Here is a 19,579-nt window from a genome sequence, read left to right on the forward strand (position 1 = left end):
CCTTCGGAAACTGGCCAAGATTTTTCCGGCACCGCAGCAAATGCGCAAAGCCTGACAAAAAAGGCGCTCGCGCGCCCTTCACCACCAAGTTTTCTGCGTCAGCAACACGGTGTTTTTCAACAGAATCCGAGATAAGCTGACGTTCGCTGCGCTGTACACGAATGGGAAAGATGCGGGACGGAGCGGTCGTTGAGATTTCGTGATCTACTTGAAAACCGGCCCGATGTTCAACGCCCACAATTTTGAACTACAAGAAACCCTATGCAAAGCGCACTGATCCTTCTGGTTATCGTCGTGGTCGCGGGTGTGCTGATCCACCCGAAGCTGGCCAAAGCACCGCTGTGGCTGGCGACCATCACACCGCTGGCCTCGATTATTGGCAGCGGCTTTCTCGTTCTGGGGCCAATACTCGAAGATAGCTACGGCTATCTCGCGCCCGCCGTCATGCTGGTTCTCTGCGGCGGCGCCTACCTCTTTGGCGCCGCCATCCGCGCCAACATGATCACAATTGATCGCGAGGCGGGACGAAGGCAGCGCGTCGAGGCCCGTCTTGAGACGCTGTCGTCCTGGTCGCTGGCCTTCGCCTACATCATCTCGGTCGCCTACTACCTGAATTTGTTTGGAGCGTTTGGCGTCAGTCTCACACCGGTGGCCGATACGTTCCATGCGCGGCTTCTGTCCAGCGCCATCTTCCTCCTGATCCTACTGATTGGCTGGACGCGTGGGTTCTCCGGGCTGGAGCGGCTGGAGCAGGTATCGGTCGGCATCAAACTTGCCATCATCGGGGGACTGCTTTTCGGCCTCACCCACTACTTTGCCCGGAAGGCGACCACTGGCGACCTGGTCTTCAATCCCTCGAACGTAACCGGATGGGGCGGCGTGACACTTGCTTTCGGTCTGATCGTCACCGTTCAGGGATTCGAGACGTCTCGCTATCTCGGCGCGACCTACGATGTCAAAACTCGTATACGCTCGATGCGGCTGGCACAGGGAATTTCGACCGCCATCTACATGGTCTACCTAGCACTGCTCGCTTACTCGCTTCCACGCGGGACAATGCCATTGGACGAGACTGCGATTATCGCAGCGATGGAGATTGTGGCCCCGATTCTACCCCTCCTTCTGGTCGTCGCGGCGCTAAGCGCGCAACTGAGCGCCGCCGTGGCCGATACCAGCGGATCCGGCGGGCTGATCGAGGAGTTAGCCGGGAAACGGATCACCGCGCGCCAAGCCTACGCCATTCTGGTGGCGGCCGGGCTTGTGCTGACCTGGACGACGAACGTTTTTCAAATCATCAGCTATGCATCGCGTGCTTTTGCGCTTTACTATGTCTTGCAGGCTGCAATCGCGACGGTTGGCGCGTGGCGGAACCGCGATGCAACACGGATGACCATCTTCGCGACAGCGACCATCCTGGCCGCCTTGATCGTCGCTTTCGGGCGCTCTGTGGAATAATTGCCTTAGCCTGCGGTGCGGTGACCGCTTTGGGCTCGAACCGCGGCTTGGCCACGCGCTGGATGAATGGCCACCCAGCTGAATTTGGGCTGATGTCAAGCTTGCTGCATCAATCCCGTTTCGTTTGAACCCTCACAATCAGTCCATTCCGAATCTCGAAGCAAGCTCGACGCCAGCCCCTGCCAACGCGTCAATCTCTCCAGCCCTGCCCCTTGCTCTGCTCTTCTGTGGGAATAGTCCCAATGAGACTTGCTGGCGTTACAACTGCCGCAGGTAACGCGAGACGTCCATGGATTGGTGCAGGAGGCGGATCACGAAGATTGCGTCCCCATCGAGTTCGTAGAATGCCAGATGCCGCCCGGTGATCAGTCTCCGGGCACCATGCAGGAGATCCGAACAGTCTGTTCCCATCAGTGGATTGTCGATCAGACCATTCAGGGCACGGTCGATGTCGTCGAGGTATCTGTCCGCCTGATCGGGACCCCATTTCCGGAATGTCTCGGCCCAGATGCCGAGAAGGTCGGTCCTGGCGGCGTCGCTCAGCCGGATTTCACGCATCATTCGCGCGGGACCGAGCACGCGCCTGGCGCTTGATCGCGTTCATGTCCAGAGGTCCTGCATCGCCAGATCGTTTACCTTCCATAAGGGCGACCCGCAGGCGTGCGCGCTGGCCTTCCTGCTCCTCCATCAGGCGCAGAGAGGCGCGGATCAACTCGCTGGTCGATCCGTAGCGCCCTTCTTTCAGCATCAGGGCGATGAACTCGTCCCAGTGCGGCCCGAGCGTGACACTGGTGCTTGCCATGGCGGTCTCCAAAATACGCATGAATAAGATATATGGGTATAATGAAGGTTTCAAGCCGGGAAAGAGGTGCTGCAGTGATCCCGGTCAGGCCCATTCGGCGCCGTGCCGCGTGTTAAGCCGATTATTACGAACCAATGTGCTGCTTTTCTCCGGCGTCCCCCGTCGACTCGTCCGTGCGCGACAGTTCATGTTCCAACCGTTCCAAGTCGCCCAAGGCAGTTGTCACCAGCGAAACATCATCCTCCGTCGGTATGTCGGTCGTGAGTTCGACCGGCGAAGCAAAATCCATTTCCATCTGTCGTTGCGCTTCCGCGACAACCGTTTCCTGAACCGCGCGCGCGCGAGTTCGCTTTGACGCCCGGGACGGTGCGGGTCGATGCCGCGCCCCATTCACTTCGCTGATCTCACCTGCGCGCAAATCACCCGAACGCGAAGGTTGCGTGCCTGGATCAGAGGTGTGCGGGTGACCGGTCGCACCTTCGGCGCCGTCCGGTCCAGGTGGAAATGGCATATCCCCCTTCTGCGCCGCATGGATGTTCCTGAAAAACGGATCCTCGAAATACACCACCCGCTTGGCTCGGATCGGCATCTGCGCATCGACGACGATGACGATCTCGTCGAGCGGCAACCGCCGCGCCTCGTCCTCCGGCAGAAGCGAGGTTTCTTCGGTGCGTTCCGACTGGCTACGTCCCTCGAAGGGGTTCTTGCCGATCGACCGGGAGCGCGTCACCACCGTCTTCGTGGTCTTGCCGACAGCCTTGCTCAGCTCCTCGACGGTCTTCTCATCCGAGGGCGTCAGGTAGAGCTTCACGCCGGCATTGCCCTGCAGCGCACGCCGCGTGTTCTCGCCGTAGATCTCGTCGATGGCGGGGATGGTCTGGGTGACCACCGCCAGGTGCCCGCGGTAGTGGCGCAATACCTCTATGCTCTCGGCGACGATCGGCATCTTGCCCAACCGGTTGAACTCGTCGAGCATGATCATCACCGGCCAGGGCTCGTCCGGCCTAGGTTCCTTGTCTTGTAGCGCGGAGAGAAGATCGGAGAAGAACAGCCGGATCAGCGGCGCCAGCGGTTTCACCATGAGGGGTTGCACGACCAGGTAGACGCTGAACGGCTTCTTGCGGATCGTCCGGAAATCGAAGTCCGATACCGCGGTCGCGTCATCGATCGCCGGGTTCTGCCACTGGTCAAGGCCCGAAGTCATCAGGAGCGACACATAGGAGGTCAGCGTGTCGTTATTGGTCGAGGCCAGCCGCGTGAAGATCAGCTTGGCAGCGGCGTTCTCGACCTCGTGGGACCGCGCGAGATACTCCTTCTGCTTGTTTCCGCCCGAGGCGGCGATGCGGTAGATTTCGCCCAAGGTCGGCTTGCCGCGCTGGAAGGCCAGAAGGCCAGCCGCGACGAAGAGATCGATCCCGCCTTTCAGGAGGCCTTGTACCCGGTCGTTGTCGTTCTGCAGGAAGAGCGTTGCGAGGAGCTGGAGCTCCATCTGCTGGCGCGCCGGATCCTCGAGGTCAAAGATTCGCAGGAGCGGGTTGTAGCGATGCGTCCGCTTGGTCTCCCAATCCGTGGGGGCGAAGCGGAAGACCTCATCGCCCTGTGCGGCACGATGCCTTGCCGTGGCTTCGTAGCATTCGCCCTTCACATCGAGCGCGACCGCCGATCCCTGCCAGGTCAGCAGGTTCGGGATGACGAAGCCGGTGGTCTTGCCGCGTCCGGTCGGTGCCACGATGAGCGCATGAGGGAAGGTCTTGGAGCAGAGGAACGGGGTGCGGGATTTCGGCCTGCCGAGCTTGCCGATCACGAAGCCGGTGCCCGGCTTGCCGAAGAATCCGTTCCGCTTCATCTCCCGGCGCGTCTGCCAATGGGTATAGCCGAAGCGGGTGAGCGCCGAGCCGGACATCGCAAGGCTCATCATCAGCCCCGCCACCCCTGCCCCGCCCATGATCAGGTTGATCACGCGGAAGTCGTCCGGCCGGATATCACGGATCGCGAGATAGTTTTCGGCGATGTAGAAAAAATCGATATCCGCCCGGAACCCCAGGTCCTTGAACGTCAGGACGGCCGAGGCAATGACATAGCCGATCGCGATGGCGACGAGCGTGATCAGGGCAACGCCGATGGCAATGCGGGTCTTTCCCATGGGCGCGCTCAATGTGTCTCTCCCCGCTCGGTTTCGCCGTCCATAAGATCGGCGCGATGAAGCTCGTACTCCCGATCCGCGATCTCCTCGACCACGGCCCGTGTCGCCTCGCTGTTCGCCGTCGCCGCGTCGGATTGCAGATAGTGTTTCGCCGCGTAAAGCCGGTCGAGCCGATCTTCGATGTGATCTTTCAGCACGTCAGCATCCCCATCGCACAGTCTCTCGATCTGCGCCGCCTCAAGCTCCCGCTCGACCGCCTCGCGGTAGCTCAAGCGCTGGCCGGCATCTTCAAACGGCGACGACAAATTGCCCGTGCGCTCGTGTTCGACGATCCGCGCAATCTCGTCAGACTGGCGGTCTGCCCGGATGAGCCGCGCCGCGCTTTCACGCTCGGCGGCTTGCGGACCGTCGGTCGATCCGGCTCCAAGCGCGTCGCGTATTTCGGTATCGCGACGGACCTGATTGATGGCCTCCGTATCCCGCATCTCGACGACGGACGCATAGGTCGCTCCAAGTCCGCGCGTGAGGTGAGTCGGCATGTCCGGATACCGCGCCCGGAAATCGGCCGTGACGGCGTCCGCAACGGGCGTTCGGACATCGGGCCCGTCCGTCAGCCGCTCGACCTCCCGGGCGATCTCCCCGGCCCGGGCTTCGTCGGTGATGTGTTCCCTGTAAGGCTCCGACCGGTCGATCACATCACCGGGACGTGCGAGCAGTTCCGGATGCGCCTCGAGCCAGGCGCGCTGCTCGACCTCAAGCCGGCGTTCCGCCCGGGAGACAACCTCCCAGTCCCGATCTTCGATCTGCTGTTCCGTCAGGCCGTCTCTGCGCATCTCCTGTCGGATTGTCGCTTCCATTGTCCGGGCGGCCTCGGGGTCGTAGTGGAACCGCTCCAACGCTGTCTCGTCTTCCACGACACCGTCCTGGCGTAAGACGCCTGCCCGCTCCAACGTGGTGCCGAGTTGAACATGGGCCCGGTTGAGGGCCTCGCGCGCCGTCTCCAGATCCTCTCGGCGTTCGAGGTTGAGACCGTCGTTTGAAGCCACCCGCGCTAGATCGTCAGCGATCCACTGGCGTTCAAGTGCTGCATTCTGCGCGCCGGTCTCCATCCGCGCGACCACCACCGAACTGCTGATCCCGGTCCCCCGGAGCGCGGTATCGACCTGCGCCCGAACCTCCGGCTCCTGCAAGCGATCCAGCTGGTCGCGGTCGATGTTGACCTCGGAATAGACGCCGTCCTCTGAGGGCCGCTCGGTCAGCGTCACCGACCTAAGTCCCAATGGCTGCATGTGCGCCAGCCGCGCCTGGATGTCATTCAGGCTCTTCTCGAGCTTCGGTCGCTCTGTCTCGGGTTTCTCGGCGATCATGCCCTGGATGCGTTCGACCTGGTCGGCGTAGCGGGTTCTCAGATCCTCGAACGAGTGCTCTTCCGCCATATAGACGCTTCCTTCCAGATTGATTTTTCCGCCCTTCGCCAGGAGCTCCCCGGCGCGGAACAAGGCGTCGGCAATGTCTTCGCGGTTCTCGGATGAGGCTTCTGCGGCCAGCGAGTGATAGACGATCCGTGTATTGGCGATTTCTTCCAGGGCGCGATCCAGATCCGCCCCGACGCGGGCGCGGGGCTCGGGCACCCGCCCCTCTTCCTTCGCGGCATAGACCTCGCGGGTCCGGGGCGGGTAATGCACGACACCGCGATCCAACCGCCGGGTGGCCTCCAGACGGACCCCGTATTTCTCGGCTTCATCGACCATCGCCAGGCGAAAATCGTCGTAGTTGAACCGGTGATTGCGCCCAAGGAAGAAGAACTCGCCCTCCTGCGAACGACGGTTCAATACTATATGCGCGTGCGGGTGATCGCGGTCCTCATGCACCGCGATGATGTAGTCGAAATGCCCCGCCTCGGTCTGGAAGAACCGCTCGGCCACATTCGACGTAATGTCGCGCACATCCTCGCCGCGCGTGCCGATGGGATAGGACATGAGCATATGCGTGGTCTGTCCGAGCTTGGGCTTGAACCCGGCACTCCACCGCTTGGCGAAGCGCTCGGTCAGATCCTTGATCTCGCGCGCCTCGAGCTTCGACTTTCCGTCGAGGAAACCGCTGCTGTCGACGATATGGGTGGACTTGGTGGTGAGGTAATCAAGCTGGTTGGCCAGCTGCGATTTGGTATGCGTGCCGCCACCCCGGATCGCCTTGAAGACCGCCGCCCTGTGTCCGGCGGCGGCACGCACCAGTTGCTTCTGGCGGGCGGCCTGCAGCCCCTGCATCGAGCCCCGGATCCGGCTCCACCCGTCCCGGAACACTTCGCCGGTGACGGCATCGACGGCATCATTCAGCCGCATGGGCGAACTCCCTCAGCGCGGCCGTGGCGTCCAGCTGCATCGCGTTCCTGCGACGACGGACGAGCAGGTCGATCTCATCAGCGGAATCAAGGATGAACCGCGCCAGCCCGCGCATCTGCACAAGCCGCAATTCGGAGAACGCGGCAGGCATGCCATCACTATCTCCCTGCCCCATCCGGTTGGCTAGCGTCATCTGCTTGGCGATCTGCGCGACCCCGTTACCGACCTCATGGAGAGAGGCCTGGTAGCGCGCCATCTCGGCGGCCAACTGCACGTCTGGCACGAAGACCCCGCCAGCCGCCTGGATGAGCCTCCTGAGCGCTTCCGTGCGCGTCTCGATACCTGCAGCTCTGATCACCTCATCGAAGGCTGTAAGCTCCTCTTGGGTCAGCTTCACGGTCACGGCAGCCGTCGCCACGCCCGTGTCCTGAAGCCGCTCTCTATCTGCTTTCAACGTGTACCGTACCGCCCGCGCCGTAACGCCGAACCGCGCGGCCAGCACCGAGGTCGAGACCCCTTCCGCGGCTTCACGGACGATCTCCATCTTCTCGGCTTCGCTCAGTCTCTTGGTCCGGGTCATGCGGAAGAAAGCCCCCCTATTTCCTGCCACCTTCATACGAGGCAGCACCCCACCTTACGAAACTATAACAACAGGTCAAGACTATATTTACGTAGATTCATCTTACGCGGCCTCGTATTCCGTTTCACGCCGAGCGCCGAAAGGCGCGAGGCCCGGTCCGCAGGACCTCAACGACCCACTCAGCACCCCCTGTGTACCGACCGCCTTTTCTCGTGCCCGCGCCGAGGTTCAGGCCGAACACGCATGTGTTCGGACGGAAGCGAGGGCCGGCGCATTTCCTCACCGACAGGGCTGACGGACAGGGTCAAGGGAGGCCAGATTTGGGCCACCAAATCTCTGCCCCAAAAACCGGCAGGCAGCGCCTGACTGTTTTTGGGGATGGCCCCCTTGAGGCTGGCTGGCAGGTCTGTCGCGGTCCCTTTCACCAGCATATCCTCGTCAGGACCGCCTGCGCTGACACCTTAAAGGTGACCGCTGCAATTCGCAGTGGTCGCCGCACCGGCGCAGCGTTCCCTGGAACAGGGAAAGGGCCGCCTCGCGGCGGCCCATCCTCGTCAGAGGATTTACTCCTGGGGTTCCTTCGAACTCGGCGGGAACATCACCAACTCCGAGACCGCGACGGGGAAGTCGAGCTTGAGGCTGAAGAACTCCGAGCCGTCGCCGTTGCGGGTGTTGCGGAACATGGCCCCGACGCGTTGGAAGCGGGTGCGCTCCTGGCCGTCATTGTCGGTGAACTTGACGGGGACGGTGGCGACGTAGTGGCTGGTCATTTGGGTCACTCCTTTTTGCGATGGGGATCTGCCGGCACGGGGGCAAGAGGCCCGGTCGCAAGCGCAAATGCGGAGGGTCCGCGCCAAAGGCGTGGAAACCGTATTTGCGCTTGCCGGAGCGAAGCGGAGGGCACGGCCGGGCCGACCCCGTGCGATCCACATCTATGAGCAAAAAGGAGTGACCCGGATGGCCGCTTCCACAACGCAGGCGTCATCGGCCTTGTGCATGTCGAGATGACGCGCCCGGTTGCCTCAAACCGCCACACACGGGGGCCGTGTTCCGGATTGCCGCTGATCGGGAAGTGCCGTTCATCTGCCTCAAGCTCGGCTTTTGGACCGAGGTAGGACTGCGTGGGGTTGACCGCCGATCACGAGACCCAATGAGAAACCGACGAGGATGCGGCGCTATCTGGTGGACCAAGACGAAGGGACGGCGTGCTATACCAAACCCGGCTCCCACCAGGCCCATGAGAAACGAAGAAAGGGCCGCCCGAAGGCGACCCTCTCACTTCAACCCTCTACGGGTTTCTTTGCCGGATCAGCGACCCGCATGACCGTCAGACCTTTCGCCTCCGCCTTCTGCCCGAGGTTCAGCGCGACCCCGTTGCCTCCGAAGAGCACAACTCCGGTTGCGGCGAACTTGTCGTCCAGCATCTCGTCATTGCATTTGAACGGAGCTGCCCGTCCATGTGCGGACCAGCGTGGATCGAACCGCGCCTGCGCGACACCGCGCGCCCGCGCCCACCGGGCCGCGATCATCTCGGCCCCGTGCTTGCCGCCCTTGTGGCAGAGGAAGATGTCCTGATTGCGCTTCTGCTTGATGCGCTCCCGAACCTTGTCGAGCGTGTTGAAGATCACATCGATATCACTCCAGTCGGTCGCGCCCGAGACGATCAGGGGAACCCCCTCGACTTTCGACTTCGCGGCCGTCTCCCGGTCGTGTTGCTCGAGAAGCTGCCGGGCTTCGAAGACTGCCCCCGTCTCCTGTGCCCGGACGCTCGCGCGCGATCCCGATGCCGGGATGAAGGCATGGCTGGTTTCGACCTCGTAGCATTCCGCCGCCGCCTCGGACATCGTCTCTATGGCGCCGACGCTCTCGCGCAGCTGCAGGAAGCGCGCCTGTGCCTCTTCCAGGGCGGTTTCGGCGATTTCGGATCCGTCGTGGGATTTCGCCAGCGCGCCGATCTTGTCGGCTGTACGGTCGACTTCTTTCGCGAGGGCGATCTTGCGGCGCTGCAGAATCGTTGCAAGCCCGTGCGCGAGCGGTTCGATTTCGGCCTCGAGCCCGGTGTTCCGAAGCTGACCGAGCAGGGCTTCGAAAGTCTCGCGGATGATGCTGTCTTTCAGGATGCCGTCCTCGGGGATCGGCAGCTGGGCGTCCTTCTCCGTCAGGCCGAAGAGTTCGATGGTCTCGTAGGTGTTCGCTTGATCGTAAGCCATGTTGGTATCTCCAGATATTGGGTGTTAAGCCACCACGTGAGTGTGGTGGCATGGCCGAATGTCTGGTTCACCGAATCTGTCCGGGTCAGGGACGGCGCAGCCGCCGGCTTGCCGGGCGCAAAAGTTTTCCGGGCGCATCTCCCGCCTCAGGCGCGTCATCGCGCACTGAAATCACCCTCTCACTCGCACCGCCCTCGCCGAAAAGTTTTGCGATCCTTGACGCGGGCTGATTCGGGGGCCATCCGGAGGATATGCTTCCACGCTCATGTGTGTGTGATTGACGGTAGGTTTGCCCGACGCGAGCAGGCAAACGGCGTGACCGGACGCGAAAGACGGATGGAGCGGCGGGATCGTTTTGCTCTGCAAAACAGACCAGAGCGCAATCCGGCGGAGCGGCCGGGGAGCGGCGTGCTCGCGAGACGGGCAAACCGGGATGCCGGGCGCTGCGCCGCGGTGAGGCCGCATGGCCGAATGCGCGACGGACCGCAGGGCCGTTCTCCCCTGCGACACGCGAAGCCGAGCAGGGGAGGCCGTCAGGCTTTGCGGTACTGGCCCCAAGCATAGGCACTATCCGGCGGCGCCCATTTCAATGGCCGTGTTTGGATTGACGCACATTCCCGGATGGCAATCGCTCCGGCCATGCCAGCACAGATGACCACGAGGCCTTTCAGTGATCGTCCCCATTCCTCGTCCTGATACGAAACAGAATGACCGATTGCCCAAACGCGGCTGCCGCCGCGATCGTGAAGACGAGCGTCAGTCCGAACGCCGCTGCCACCACACCTCCGACCAGCGGGAGCAGGTAGGCAGGTGCCGACAAGGCATTGAAATACCCGCTATAGGCAGGCCTGCGGTTTTCAGGTGATATCTCCATCAGCAGGCCGATCACGGCGATGGTCAGACCGTTGGTCAGCGCTCCGAGAACGAAGAACACGCCCAGAAGGATCGGCAGCGGAGTACCGCCTGGTGCGTCAGCCACCAGCAGGACGACCAGCGCAAGCGGCGGGCCGATGCGGGCGGTCGCGATCGCGCGCATCAGGCTGAGCTTGCCAAGGCGGTCTCCCCACCAACCCCAGAGCGCGTTGGACAGGAGCGCCCCGGCGGTCTGCGCGGCAAGGAGCAGCGCCACGTTCTGCAGGCCGACGCCCAGCGTCTCCGTACCCACGACAAAGAATGGCGCCGCCATCAGAACCGCGCCACCGCACCATTGCGCGATGACAAACTGGCGGAAGGTCCTGTCGGTCCGATAGGTGACAATGCCTTCGCGCAAGTAGGTCGCGAAACTGTCCGCTGTTCTGACGGGTGCCGACCGGTCCGGCTCCCCCATGGCAACGAAGACAATTGAGGAGACCAGCATCAGGGCTGCGGCGATGGCGAATACAGCGGCATAGGAGGTTGGGAACTCCAGGCTGCGGATCAGGCGGTCTGCCAGGGCTGCCACTCCGAGGCCCGCGACGCCGCCACCGAAGAAGCGCAGCGCGAGGACACGGCTGCGCAGGTCCGCCGGCACCGAGCGCGCGACGATGTCGTTGTAGGGCACACCGACGATGCCGCTGAGGAAGGCGTAGAGCGTCCAGAGGGCCAGTGTCGCCATACCAAGTGCCGCCGGCGACAGCCCGGCGGCGGCACCGATCCATAGCACTCCCGCCAGAAGCGCGATGGCGCCCGTCCGCCCGAATGCGCCGACTGCATAAAAGGGCATCGCCGATCCGCCCCTGCCGGCGAGAAACCCCACGACCAACTGCGGCAACAACCAACCCAGTCGCAGGATCGTCGAGACCGCGCCGACGGCGACCGGACTGCCGGTCAGTTGGAACACCAGCGCCGACATCACCGTTGCGCTGTCCACCGCCGATGAGCCGGCCTGGAACGCGGCGCCGGCTCCCGCGACGTGCCAGAAACGGCGGCGTCCCGTCACGCCCCGCTCCAATCCGCCGGATCGACGTAGAGGCCGAAATAGAGCGACCAGAGACCGAGCGCGATCAGGATGGTGCCGAGAAGCCAGCGCCGCGGCCGCAGCCAGGCCGCGAACCGGTCCAGCGGCCAGGCCAATCCTGGTGCGATGGACAAGGGAAGAAGCGGCAGCGACAGGGCCAGCGCGAAGACCGACATCAATACGAAACCGTTCATGGTCGCGCCCGCGACGGCTGAAGCTCCTATCAGTCCGAACAGGATCGGTGCCGCGCATGCCGGGATGTTGAAGCCGAAGGCCACCCCCTGCAGAACCGGGTTGGTGGCGGTTCGCCAGGTGTCAGGTGTCATTCGAATCCGGGTTCGGAGCAGCTTTTCCGCGTCCAAGAGTATGGCGAGGCCAAGCGCCAGATAGATACCGCCGAACACCAGCCAGAAACTCGTCTGGACACCGATCAATTGCTGGCCGAGAACCACGATCAAGCCGCCGATCCCGCCCATGATCACCAGCCGTGCGGCGAGAAAGGTCATCGCAGCCTTGAACCGGTCTGTCACTGGCCGCCTGGTCTGGCCGTCGAGAAATAACATATGCGCCCCGATCGTGCAGGGCTCGACGAAGCCCAATAGGCCAAGGCCGAAGGCGAAGATCAGGGTCTGCAATGTCAGGTCCAAAGAATGCCTCCAGTTCGCCGCACCTTCGATCTTGCCCCATGCAGCGGCTGGAAGGTCAATGCGCTTTGAAAAATCCGAACTGAAGCGCCTGTTTCAATTGACCACAGGGCTACAAATACTTTCCGGCTTCTTCGCGGTCTGTGTGGGTGGACAGGTCCTCGGTCAATTCGCGACCGCACCAGATGTTGTGTCGTAGGGTGACACGGGCAGGTGTTTGAGCTGACCGGCGACAAGGTAGGCCATGTTGATGAAGTTCCGGGTCGTGCGATAGCCGCGAGCGCGGGCCTTCGCGGCCTGGATCAGCCCGTTGATGGCCTCGACGCCGCCATTCGTGAGCCCGCTGTCGAACCCGTTCAGGATCCCCGCCCAGTGCGCCTGAAGCGTTCTGGCGAGCTTGCGGAACGGTGCCAGGCGGCATCGCTTCGCCCATGAGAGCCACGCCGTCAGCAGCTCCGCCGCTTCGGCCCTGCCGCCCACTTGGGCGAAGATGTCCCGCAACTCTTCCTTCATCCGGAACGCCCGCGCGGTCTTGAGCCTGCGGCGCGACAGGTCGTGGTGCTGCGCGATCTGCGTCTTCGTCCAGCGATGCTTGTCCTTCAGCCACATCCAGCGCGACCGCTTGAGGACAGGTTCCGTGCGCACCTCGGCGCGCCGGACCTCCTCCAGCGCCTCGTTGGCGAGCTTCACGACATGAAAGCGGTCGAAGGTGATCTCGGCCCCGGTCAGATGCTTGCCCATGCCCGCGATGTACGACCGGCTCATGTCGATGCAGGCAGCGGTGATGCTGCCCGCGTCGCCGCCATGGGCCTCAAGATCCTCGACGAACTTCGCCACGGTGCCCTGATCGCGCCCCTCGCAGGCAAAGAGCAAACGCCGGGCCTCGAGGTCATGCACAAGGGTGATGTACGCGTGGCCTCGCCGCGCCGCGGTCTCGTCGATCCCGACGGCGGTGACGGCGCCGAAATCCTCCTCGGCCCGCGCCGCCTCGACGTAATGCGTCACGACGCGCCAGATGCGATCGTCGCCCACGTCCAGCAGGTCGGCCACCGCCTTCACCGGCATCTCGCGCACCAGCGCGATCACGAAGGCATCGAACAGCTGCGTGAAGCCAGACCCGCTGCGCGCCCATGGCACCGTCACCTGCCGGGTCTTGTCGCATTGGCTGCAAGCGACCCGCGGGACGGTGGCATGAATGAAGGCCTTGTGCTCGAAGAAGCGGATACTCCCAGCTGCGCCGCCGCGTGTCGTGGACCGGCTGGTCCGCGGCACCGCAGGAGGGACACTCGAAGCGACTGCCAGGTTCGAACGCCACCTCGAAATCAATCTGCTTGGTCGACGCGTCGAAGGACACGTCATCGACATACCACGGCGCCTCCAGCCCAAGCGCCATCGTGAACAAGCTCTTCTCCGGTCCCATGTCGTCCCCCTCGATCGAAACGGCCGAAGGCTACCAAGGACCCATGGGCAGGCCAACATGGCCCGGCGCGTCCACCGCTGCGATGGTTGAGGTCTCCGCGCCGGACGCGCCTACCGGGCACAACATGTCGGGCCGCGTCAGCCCGCGTTCGGCTCGCCAACCCACACAGATCGAGAAGGGACCTACTTTCCGTGACGCTCGGTGATCGCCGTGATAACCACGATGCCGATACCGGTGGAGAGGCCCAGCCACTTCCATCCTTCGGCGCCGAGCGTCACGACACCGTAGCCGTGGGCGAGGACGGGTAGCGTCATTAGCAGGAAAAACGACCCGGTCCAGCAGCAGTGCCGCCGTCCGCAGCGACGGGCATTCCGGAAGCAGGCGCCACCCATCCAGACCAGCGCCGCGAACCAGACCAAGGTCTTGGCCGGATGCGATACACCGATGACCGCCAGCATGAAGAGGATCGGCAGCCCCCAGTGCACGGCGAAGCCAAGCGGCGATGCAAGTAGGTCACGCGTTCTATTCCGCTCAGCCACTCGCGTCACCCGGCGCAGCAGCTGAGCGCCGCCACATCCTTCTCGAAGGTTTGGGCGGCGAGTTTCAGACCCTCGACCGTCGTGAGGTAGGGGAAGATCATCGCGCCGAGATCCTCGTAGGTCATGCCCGCCCTGAGCGCCATCGCGGCGGTCTGGATGCTGTCTGCACCCTCGGGCGCAAGGATATGCGCGCCCAGAAGCCGTTTGCTCGAGCCGTCGGCCACCAGCTTGATAAGCCCCCTCGTATCGCGCGCCGCCAGCGCCCGCGGCACCGCATCGAGCGGCAGGACCGAGGTGCGCACGTCATGCCCCGCCGCCTTGGCCGCGGCTTCGGTCAGGCCGACGCTGGCCACCTGCGGGTCGGAGAAGACGACCGCCGGCATCGCCGAATTGTCGTAGATCAGGCTGTCACCGTTCATGGCGTTCTTCGCCGCGATCTTGGCACCATAGGCCGCCATATAGACGAACTGATCGCGCCCGGTGACGTCGCCTGCGGCGTAGACATCCACGCGGCTCGTCCGCATCCGGTCGTCAATCACGATGCGGCCCTGGGCGCCGGTCTCCACACCGGCCTGGTCGAGAGCGAGGTGCTCGGTGTTCGGGACCCGCCCGGTTGCAAGAAGGAGTTCTTCTGCCTGAAAGACCTGGGTGCCGCCGTCCGTCTCCACGGTCAGCGCGATCCCCTCCGACTGCTGCGCAACACGTGTGTAGGATTGGACAATTCTGACAGAGATACCTTCCTCCTTGAAACTCCGCGTCAGCGCCTCGCCGATCTCCGGTTCCGCGTCAGGGAGCAGCCCCCGTCGGGTGACGATAGTCACCTTCGTGCCAGCCCGAGCAAAAACCTGGGCCAGTTCGACGCCGATGTAGCCGCCGCCCATCACTATGAGGGTCTCAGGGCGCCGCTCCGACTCGAGGATCGAGGTGCTGTCATGGTGGCGGACCTCGGCCAGCCCCGGGATGTCGGGGATATGCGGGCGCGAGCCGGTTGCGAGAATGATCTTGCCCGCGGACACGAGCGCGCCTCCGACCGTCAACCTGCCGCCGTCGACGAAGCTGGCCGCGCCTTTCAGATAGGCGATGCCGTTGTGCCGCGGCAGGACGTCGATGTATTTGGCGGCGCGCAGGTCATCGACCAGCGCCTGCTTCTGGCGAACCAGCGCTTTCCAGTCGGTGATCCGGGCCTCGGCCTCGATCCCGACGAAGCGTCGCGCCGCGGCGGGTGCATGCATCACCTCCATCGCCCGGATCATCGCCTTTGACGGCACGCAGCCCACGTTCACGCAGGTGCCTCCGATGACGCCATGGCCGATGAGCGCCACGCGTGCGCCGTCCTCGGCGGCGGTGATCGCGGCCGAGAACCCGGCAGATCCCGCCCCGACCACGGCCACGTCGTAGCTTTCGTTCCCGTTCGAGCAGCAGTCAGACATCGGAGTTTCCTTGTTGCGACCGCCTGTTCTTGCGGACCAGGGCGTAGATCGTGAGAAGGACGAAGAAGACGAGCGCCGGCAAAAGCACGAAGTCGATCCAGCCGAGCGCCGCTGATAGTCCGACGACCCCCAGCAGGATGATGAGGATCGGGGTGAAGCAGCATAGCGCGGCGATTATCGTGCCGATCACACCGGTCAGCAGGAGTTTGTCCTTCATGAGCGGCGCTCCCCCGCATCGGTTGGCTCTTCAATCGCCGGTTTGTGGCCGGGCCTGCGCTGGTATGCCATCACGACGCCGCCCACCAACATGGCCGCCAGAACAGCATCCATTAGACCGGCCCCCGAAAGCCTGCCTGCCAGCCCGGCGATCGCTGAGACGATCAGCGCAAGGCCGCCGCCGCAGCAGATCACACCGACAGGGGCAGCAATCGCCGTGGCCAGGATCATTCCGAGCGTCTGGTCGCGCATGGCTTGCCCTCAGGAATTCGACGGATCGTCCAGCAGGACGGCGTTGTATCCATAGGCCGCCGGCTGAGCGACGATCTCTTCCAGCGCCGTCAGCGTGTCATCGAAGGTGATCGTGTAGACGCCGGACTCGCCGCTTTCGTGCTCCTCGAAGCTTACGATCTCGACGCTCGCCGATTTCTGCAGCGCCTCGCCGACGATGTAGGAGCACGACGGGCACCAGAGGCCGCTGACCTCGATACGGGCCTGCCGTTCTTCTGCATGAACGGCACCGGCGGCGAATAACACCGCGCCGATGACGATGAATGTCTTGCGCATGAGAGTTCCTTTCTCAGTATCCGAGGAGCGATGGGGCGATGTAGGGGAACGCCAGCGAGAGCGCGACCACGCCGGTCGCTGTCCAGAGCGCGACCTTCATGAAAGGCTGGTTCACGGTCCGTTCGCAGGTTCCGTCTGCGCAGGCTCGAGGCGTCGGCCGGTGGACCTTCCAGAACCCGTAGGCGAGGGAGGCGCCCGCAAAGGCAAAGAATATCCATTTGTACTGGTAGAGCGCACCGAGTTGGCCGATCCAGGCGCCGGTGGCGCCGAGACTGAAGAGGACCAGCGGCAGAATACAGCAAGACGTCATCGCGAGCGCACCCAGGATGCCGCCTGCGGCCGCGGCCTTCGTGCCCAGATCGCGCTCCCGCTCGGGCTCTGCGTCTGCCTCCGTTGTCATGCTCCGGTCCTCATTTGATCCGTCCTCGTAAAGGGCGTACCGTCTGTAGTGGCTACAGATGCAAGGAGCTTCCGACATGGCGAAGATCACGAACACGCGAGGCTATCCGATCGGTGCCATGTCCGCCCGGACCGGCGTGAACATCGAGACGATCCGCTACTACGAGCGCATCGAACTGATGCCTAAGCCCGACCGAACCGCCGGTGGGAACCGGCAATACACCCATGAGCATCTAAAGCGGCTCACCTTCATCAAACGCAGCCGCGAGCTCGGCTTGAGCATCGACGAAATCCGCGCCATGCTGAAGATGGTCGATCAGGATGGCGTCAGCTGCGGCGAGGTGCATGCAATGACGATGGAGCATCTAGGTTCGGTGAAAGACAAGATCAGGCACCTGAAGAAACTGGAGCGCGCCTTGACCAGCATGGCTGCCGAATGCGCAAAGGGTGATGTTCCCGACTGTCCGATCATCGAGACGCTGTTCAACGCGTGAGACTGGCTTTTGGATGCGGTGAGCGCGGATAGCGACCATTGGCAGGCGGCATCGAGCGCGCATTTTGTCCACCTGGCCTGCATCGGAGGATTCTTTCGACCGAACTGACACGAAAATGGGGAGCCGCGTTGCCGCGGCTCCCCTCGTAGGCTTGCATCACAGGCGTCATACGCTGCTCGATTGGATACTCCGTCAGCGCGCGACCAGATGAACTGCCCGGAGGCGCTTTGCATGCGCCCCCTGGGCGAAACGCCCCGATCAGGCGACGAGCGCCAGACCTGCCTTCGCCCGCTGCTCCTGTTCGGCGCTCTCCAAGAAGGGAATGATCGAGAAGGTCTGCCCGCCCCGTTGCTCTTCGTTCTGTACGGCGTTGACGCGCAGATCGCCATCAGGCGTGTTGATGAGCAGCGAGAGGTAGTCGTTGCCGGTCCGGTTGCTCCTCGCCATCCAGGCTGAGCCGACGCGGATCGGTTTGCCCTGCGGGGAACTGACCTCGATCCGGTAATCCGGGTGGGTCTCCTCCGTCTTGTAGCCATTCTCAATGAGCATGAAGTCGAGGTCGAACATCATGTTGGCGATGTAACCGGCGAAGGCATTGTCGGCGTCCATGGCGGTGAGCTCGCCTGAGATCGAGCCGGATTTCATCAGGCCGTTCGAGACCAGCGGGATGATCTCGAACTCGCTGCTCTGGGCCGCGCGCGCCTCTTTCGTCTGGACCGCGTTGACCCGGAACGGGCCCAAGCCGACATCGATCTGCATCGAGATGTAGGGATTGCCGGATGCATTGCCGGTCTCGTTCCAGGCCGTGCCGATGCGCACCTTGCGTCCCGATTTGTTGACCGCGGTCACATCAAAATCCGGGCTGCGCTCGGACATCTTGGCCCGCGCCTCCAATTGGATGGCGATGTCAAAGCGCGTCGAATGGATCATGCCGGTGTACTGAGCGGCTGCGGTCTCGACATTGCGGGTGAGGGTTCCTGCGAACATGGGATGGTTCCTTTTGGATTGGCCGGTGTCTGACGTTCTTGCCAGCGCATCCGGGATTGCTTTCTCGACCCCTTGAGGGATCACAAATCAGAAAGCCTGCTTTCCTTTCAGCCCCGCCCACGGGTCAGAGCTGCCGTCCGAGTGGGAATGCCCCCGCGCCTCCGGGTGCTACGCCCCTCCCCTGCCCGTCTGGTCTTGATTGGCTGCCCGGATTTTCCGCGCTGTCCTTCGGTTGCGCGATGAAGAACTCCGTTTCTTTTCCGTTCAACCGTTGCCCGCCCCGGTCGGTCAGGCCGATGCAGCTACCATTCGGCACATAGGTGATGAGGTACTGACCGAGCCGGTCCTTGTGGACAACGTAGCCGGTATTGGCCCAGTGCACGGTCTGCCCGGCATCGACGGCCGCCTTGATGTCTTCGAGTGTCATGCGATCCTCCTCAAGAAGAATGGTGGGGAAACGACGCAAGAAGCCCGATCGTCCGACCGGGCTTCTATGCAGCATTTGTTTGGCAAACGGCCGAGAGCTGTCAGGCGCTTTGCGTGGCTTGCGTCGCGCGCGCCGCCATCCAATCCTTCAGGCCAAGAACGGTTCGTCCGGCGGCGACCTCGGAGGCCCAAGCGACCCTTGGGTCGCCGCAGGGATCATCGCCGACATGGCGGTCGATATGACCATTGGCCATCCATGGCTCGGGCTGGATCCGTCGCAGCCAGTCCGCCATGCTCGGAATGCGGCCCTGGCAGTCTTCACGGATATGCTGCTCGCCGATCCAGCGCACGGGAATGTCCCGACCTGCGCTATTGGTCAGGGTCAGGCCGAAAACACGTTCGGCCTCGAACAGGCCTTGGGCATGATGGCGCAAGGCTCGGTGCGTAAAGAGCGCGAGGTGCTCTTTTGAGGCGTCAAACCAATCGTGCACAGCCTGATAGTCAGACGGCACCCCGCCGAATTTCCGGGCAGAACTTTCAGCATGATGAAGCGGATGGGCCATCTCACAGCCCCTCGTCATAGCTGTGCGAACATTCGACATAGCGGTCGGCGTGATCGAGGGTGATGCTGTCGTTGCGCAAGTCCCAGGTCAGCGTGCCGTAACCACCCTCGTTGTTTTCGAACCCCGGGTGATGGTGATAGGCGAGCGACCAGGCGAAGTCGCCAACCTCGGTGGCAAGCGGCTCCGGCAGTTGGACCTCTGCAGGCTGCACCGTCATATCTTCGACATTGCCGGAGTCGCCATAGCCTTCGTATTCGGCAGTGACCTCGCTGATGCCAAGCGCACGTAGTTGCGCCAGCAGCTCCGCTCGGGTCGCCTTCAAGGTGGTTTCGCGCTCCGCGCGCCACTGAGCCGCCATTGCGGCATAGTCGATCTGGGGATTGGTCATGGGTCTGTCCTCTTGTCTGAAGTTGGGGGGGCCGGGCG

Annotated in this window: 22 protein-coding genes and 1 pseudogene; 2 read left to right on the forward strand and 21 right to left on the reverse strand. The window is 63.2% G+C overall.

The window, feature by feature from the left end; all coding sequences use genetic code 11:
- Window positions 1–238 (reverse strand): hypothetical protein (locus tag D6850_RS19645; protein ID WP_206019325.1); only part of this gene is annotated, 238 nt, incomplete at its 3' end.
- 23 nt (window positions 239–261) lie between these two features.
- Between D6850_RS19645 and D6850_RS18410 the strand changes: the two genes are divergently transcribed.
- On the forward strand, window positions 262–1,455 hold the full coding sequence (locus D6850_RS18410) for an APC family permease (protein ID WP_121169091.1): 1,194 nt from the start codon (window positions 262–264) through the stop codon (window positions 1,453–1,455).
- A 258-nt stretch (window positions 1,456–1,713) separates the two neighbouring features.
- Here D6850_RS18410 and D6850_RS18415 read toward each other — a convergent pair whose 3' ends face one another.
- The 16 genes and pseudogenes from D6850_RS18415 to D6850_RS18490 form a co-directional block, all read right to left on the reverse strand.
- Window positions 1,714–2,016, reverse strand: a complete 303-nt coding sequence (locus D6850_RS18415; RefSeq protein ID WP_245964260.1) for a type II toxin-antitoxin system RelE/ParE family toxin — start codon at window positions 2,014–2,016, stop codon at window positions 1,714–1,716.
- The gene (locus tag D6850_RS18420; RefSeq protein ID WP_245964261.1) at window positions 2,006–2,278 is read right to left on the reverse strand and encodes a type II toxin-antitoxin system ParD family antitoxin; all 273 of its coding nucleotides are present in this window, start codon (window positions 2,276–2,278) and stop codon (window positions 2,006–2,008) included. Before D6850_RS18420 ends, D6850_RS18415 begins: the two co-directional genes overlap by 11 nt.
- Window positions 2,279–2,381: 103 nt before the next feature.
- Window positions 2,382–4,400 (reverse strand): type IV secretory system conjugative DNA transfer family protein, encoded by a 2,019-nt coding sequence (locus D6850_RS18425; protein WP_121169092.1) that lies wholly within the window; start codon window positions 4,398–4,400, stop codon window positions 2,382–2,384.
- A gap of 8 nt (window positions 4,401–4,408) precedes the next feature.
- Window positions 4,409–6,742 carry a relaxase/mobilization nuclease domain-containing protein gene (locus D6850_RS18430; protein WP_121169093.1) on the reverse strand — a complete coding sequence of 778 codons (2,334 nt, stop codon included), beginning with the start codon at window positions 6,740–6,742 and terminating at the stop codon, window positions 4,409–4,411.
- The gene (locus tag D6850_RS18435) at window positions 6,729–7,322 is read right to left on the reverse strand and encodes a helix-turn-helix domain-containing protein (protein WP_121169094.1); all 594 of its coding nucleotides are present in this window, start codon (window positions 7,320–7,322) and stop codon (window positions 6,729–6,731) included. Before D6850_RS18435 ends, D6850_RS18430 begins: the two co-directional genes overlap by 14 nt.
- 563 nt (window positions 7,323–7,885) lie before the next feature.
- Complete coding sequence (locus D6850_RS18440; protein ID WP_121169095.1) at window positions 7,886–8,092, reverse strand: hypothetical protein; 207 nt, start codon at window positions 8,090–8,092, stop codon at window positions 7,886–7,888.
- 510 nt (window positions 8,093–8,602) lie between these two features.
- Window positions 8,603–9,532, reverse strand: coding sequence for a DUF2493 domain-containing protein (locus D6850_RS18445; RefSeq protein ID WP_121169096.1), 930 nt, complete (start codon window positions 9,530–9,532; stop codon window positions 8,603–8,605).
- 667 nt (window positions 9,533–10,199) lie between these two features.
- Window positions 10,200–11,450 carry an MFS transporter gene (locus tag D6850_RS18450; protein ID WP_206019326.1) on the reverse strand — a complete coding sequence of 417 codons (1,251 nt, stop codon included), beginning with the start codon at window positions 11,448–11,450 and terminating at the stop codon, window positions 10,200–10,202.
- The gene (locus D6850_RS18455) at window positions 11,447–12,103 is read right to left on the reverse strand and encodes a cytochrome c biogenesis protein CcdA (protein WP_245964262.1); all 657 of its coding nucleotides are present in this window, start codon (window positions 12,101–12,103) and stop codon (window positions 11,447–11,449) included. Before D6850_RS18455 ends, D6850_RS18450 begins: the two co-directional genes overlap by 4 nt.
- Before the next feature lie 174 nt (window positions 12,104–12,277).
- Window positions 12,278–13,532: pseudogene (locus D6850_RS18460) on the reverse strand (ISL3 family transposase).
- A 182-nt stretch (window positions 13,533–13,714) separates the two neighbouring features.
- Window positions 13,715–14,017, reverse strand: a complete 303-nt coding sequence (locus D6850_RS18465) for a hypothetical protein (protein WP_245964263.1) — start codon at window positions 14,015–14,017, stop codon at window positions 13,715–13,717.
- 59 nt (window positions 14,018–14,076) lie between these two features.
- The gene (gene merA, locus D6850_RS18470) at window positions 14,077–15,501 is read right to left on the reverse strand and encodes a mercury(II) reductase (RefSeq protein ID WP_121169098.1); all 1,425 of its coding nucleotides are present in this window, start codon (window positions 15,499–15,501) and stop codon (window positions 14,077–14,079) included.
- Window positions 15,494–15,718 (reverse strand): mercury resistance system transport protein MerF, encoded by a 225-nt coding sequence (merF, locus tag D6850_RS18475; RefSeq protein ID WP_121169099.1) that lies wholly within the window; start codon window positions 15,716–15,718, stop codon window positions 15,494–15,496. Before merF ends, merA begins: the two co-directional genes overlap by 8 nt.
- Window positions 15,715–15,969 carry a hypothetical protein gene (locus tag D6850_RS18480; protein ID WP_121169100.1) on the reverse strand — a complete coding sequence of 85 codons (255 nt, stop codon included), beginning with the start codon at window positions 15,967–15,969 and terminating at the stop codon, window positions 15,715–15,717. The genes merF and D6850_RS18480 overlap by 4 nt, the downstream gene beginning before the upstream one ends.
- A gap of 9 nt (window positions 15,970–15,978) precedes the next feature.
- Window positions 15,979–16,284 carry an NAD(P)/FAD-dependent oxidoreductase gene (locus D6850_RS18485; RefSeq protein ID WP_121169101.1) on the reverse strand — a complete coding sequence of 102 codons (306 nt, stop codon included), beginning with the start codon at window positions 16,282–16,284 and terminating at the stop codon, window positions 15,979–15,981.
- A gap of 13 nt (window positions 16,285–16,297) precedes the next feature.
- Window positions 16,298–16,684, reverse strand: coding sequence for a mercuric transporter MerT family protein (locus tag D6850_RS18490; protein ID WP_121169102.1), 387 nt, complete (start codon window positions 16,682–16,684; stop codon window positions 16,298–16,300).
- Between the two features lie 76 nt (window positions 16,685–16,760).
- Between D6850_RS18490 and D6850_RS18495 the strand changes: the two genes are divergently transcribed.
- Window positions 16,761–17,177: a MerR family transcriptional regulator gene (locus D6850_RS18495; protein ID WP_121169103.1), complete on the forward strand. Its 417-nt coding sequence runs from the start codon at window positions 16,761–16,763 to the stop codon at window positions 17,175–17,177.
- A 258-nt stretch (window positions 17,178–17,435) separates the two neighbouring features.
- Here the strand turns inward: D6850_RS18495 and D6850_RS18500 are convergent, their stop codons facing one another.
- The 4 genes from D6850_RS18500 to D6850_RS18515 form a co-directional block, all read right to left on the reverse strand.
- A complete protein-coding gene (locus D6850_RS18500; RefSeq protein ID WP_121169104.1) occupies window positions 17,436–18,164 on the reverse strand; it encodes a DUF736 family protein in 729 nt (242 codons plus the stop codon).
- A 124-nt stretch (window positions 18,165–18,288) separates the two neighbouring features.
- The gene (locus D6850_RS18505; protein ID WP_121169105.1) at window positions 18,289–18,591 is read right to left on the reverse strand and encodes a hypothetical protein; all 303 of its coding nucleotides are present in this window, start codon (window positions 18,589–18,591) and stop codon (window positions 18,289–18,291) included.
- Between the two features lie 100 nt (window positions 18,592–18,691).
- Entirely contained in the window at window positions 18,692–19,153 is a 462-nt protein-coding gene (locus D6850_RS18510) for a DUF6915 family protein (RefSeq protein WP_121169106.1), read from the reverse strand.
- 1 nt (window position 19,154) lies between these two features.
- Complete coding sequence (locus tag D6850_RS18515) at window positions 19,155–19,541, reverse strand: DUF6878 family protein (RefSeq protein WP_121169107.1); 387 nt, start codon at window positions 19,539–19,541, stop codon at window positions 19,155–19,157.
- Window positions 19,542–19,579: the final 38 nt, after the last annotated feature.

The organism is Roseovarius spongiae, from assembly GCF_003651245.1.
GTDB classification, from domain to species: domain Bacteria; phylum Pseudomonadota; class Alphaproteobacteria; order Rhodobacterales; family Rhodobacteraceae; genus Roseovarius; species Roseovarius spongiae.

Bases quoted from the DNA above. Each gene is read 5' to 3' on its own strand.
- D6850_RS18410 (WP_121169091.1), top strand. From the start codon at position 262: ATGCAAAGCGCACTGATCCTTCTGGTTATCGTCGTGGTCGCGGGTGTG.
- D6850_RS18415 (WP_245964260.1), bottom strand. From the start codon at position 2,016: ATGATGCGTGAAATCCGGCTGAGCGACGCCGCCAGGACCGACCTTCTC.
- D6850_RS18420 (WP_245964261.1), bottom strand. From the start codon at position 2,278: ATGCGTATTTTGGAGACCGCCATGGCAAGCACCAGTGTCACGCTCGGG.
- D6850_RS18425 (WP_121169092.1), bottom strand. From the start codon at position 4,400: ATGGGAAAGACCCGCATTGCCATCGGCGTTGCCCTGATCACGCTCGTC.
- D6850_RS18430 (WP_121169093.1), bottom strand. From the start codon at position 6,742: ATGCGGCTGAATGATGCCGTCGATGCCGTCACCGGCGAAGTGTTCCGG.
- D6850_RS18435 (WP_121169094.1), bottom strand. From the start codon at position 7,322: ATGACCCGGACCAAGAGACTGAGCGAAGCCGAGAAGATGGAGATCGTC.
- D6850_RS18440 (WP_121169095.1), bottom strand. From the start codon at position 8,092: ATGACCAGCCACTACGTCGCCACCGTCCCCGTCAAGTTCACCGACAAT.
- D6850_RS18445 (WP_121169096.1), bottom strand. From the start codon at position 9,532: ATGGCTTACGATCAAGCGAACACCTACGAGACCATCGAACTCTTCGGC.
- merA (WP_121169098.1), bottom strand. From the start codon at position 15,501: ATGTCTGACTGCTGCTCGAACGGGAACGAAAGCTACGACGTGGCCGTG.
- merF (WP_121169099.1), bottom strand. From the start codon at position 15,718: ATGAAGGACAAACTCCTGCTGACCGGTGTGATCGGCACGATAATCGCC.
- D6850_RS18480 (WP_121169100.1), bottom strand. From the start codon at position 15,969: ATGCGCGACCAGACGCTCGGAATGATCCTGGCCACGGCGATTGCTGCC.
- D6850_RS18485 (WP_121169101.1), bottom strand. From the start codon at position 16,284: ATGCGCAAGACATTCATCGTCATCGGCGCGGTGTTATTCGCCGCCGGT.
- D6850_RS18490 (WP_121169102.1), bottom strand. From the start codon at position 16,684: ATGACAACGGAGGCAGACGCAGAGCCCGAGCGGGAGCGCGATCTGGGC.
- D6850_RS18495 (WP_121169103.1), top strand. From the start codon at position 16,761: ATGGCGAAGATCACGAACACGCGAGGCTATCCGATCGGTGCCATGTCC.
- D6850_RS18500 (WP_121169104.1), bottom strand. From the start codon at position 18,164: ATGTTCGCAGGAACCCTCACCCGCAATGTCGAGACCGCAGCCGCTCAG.
- D6850_RS18505 (WP_121169105.1), bottom strand. From the start codon at position 18,591: ATGACACTCGAAGACATCAAGGCGGCCGTCGATGCCGGGCAGACCGTG.
- D6850_RS18510 (WP_121169106.1), bottom strand. From the start codon at position 19,153: ATGGCCCATCCGCTTCATCATGCTGAAAGTTCTGCCCGGAAATTCGGC.
- D6850_RS18515 (WP_121169107.1), bottom strand. From the start codon at position 19,541: ATGACCAATCCCCAGATCGACTATGCCGCAATGGCGGCTCAGTGGCGC.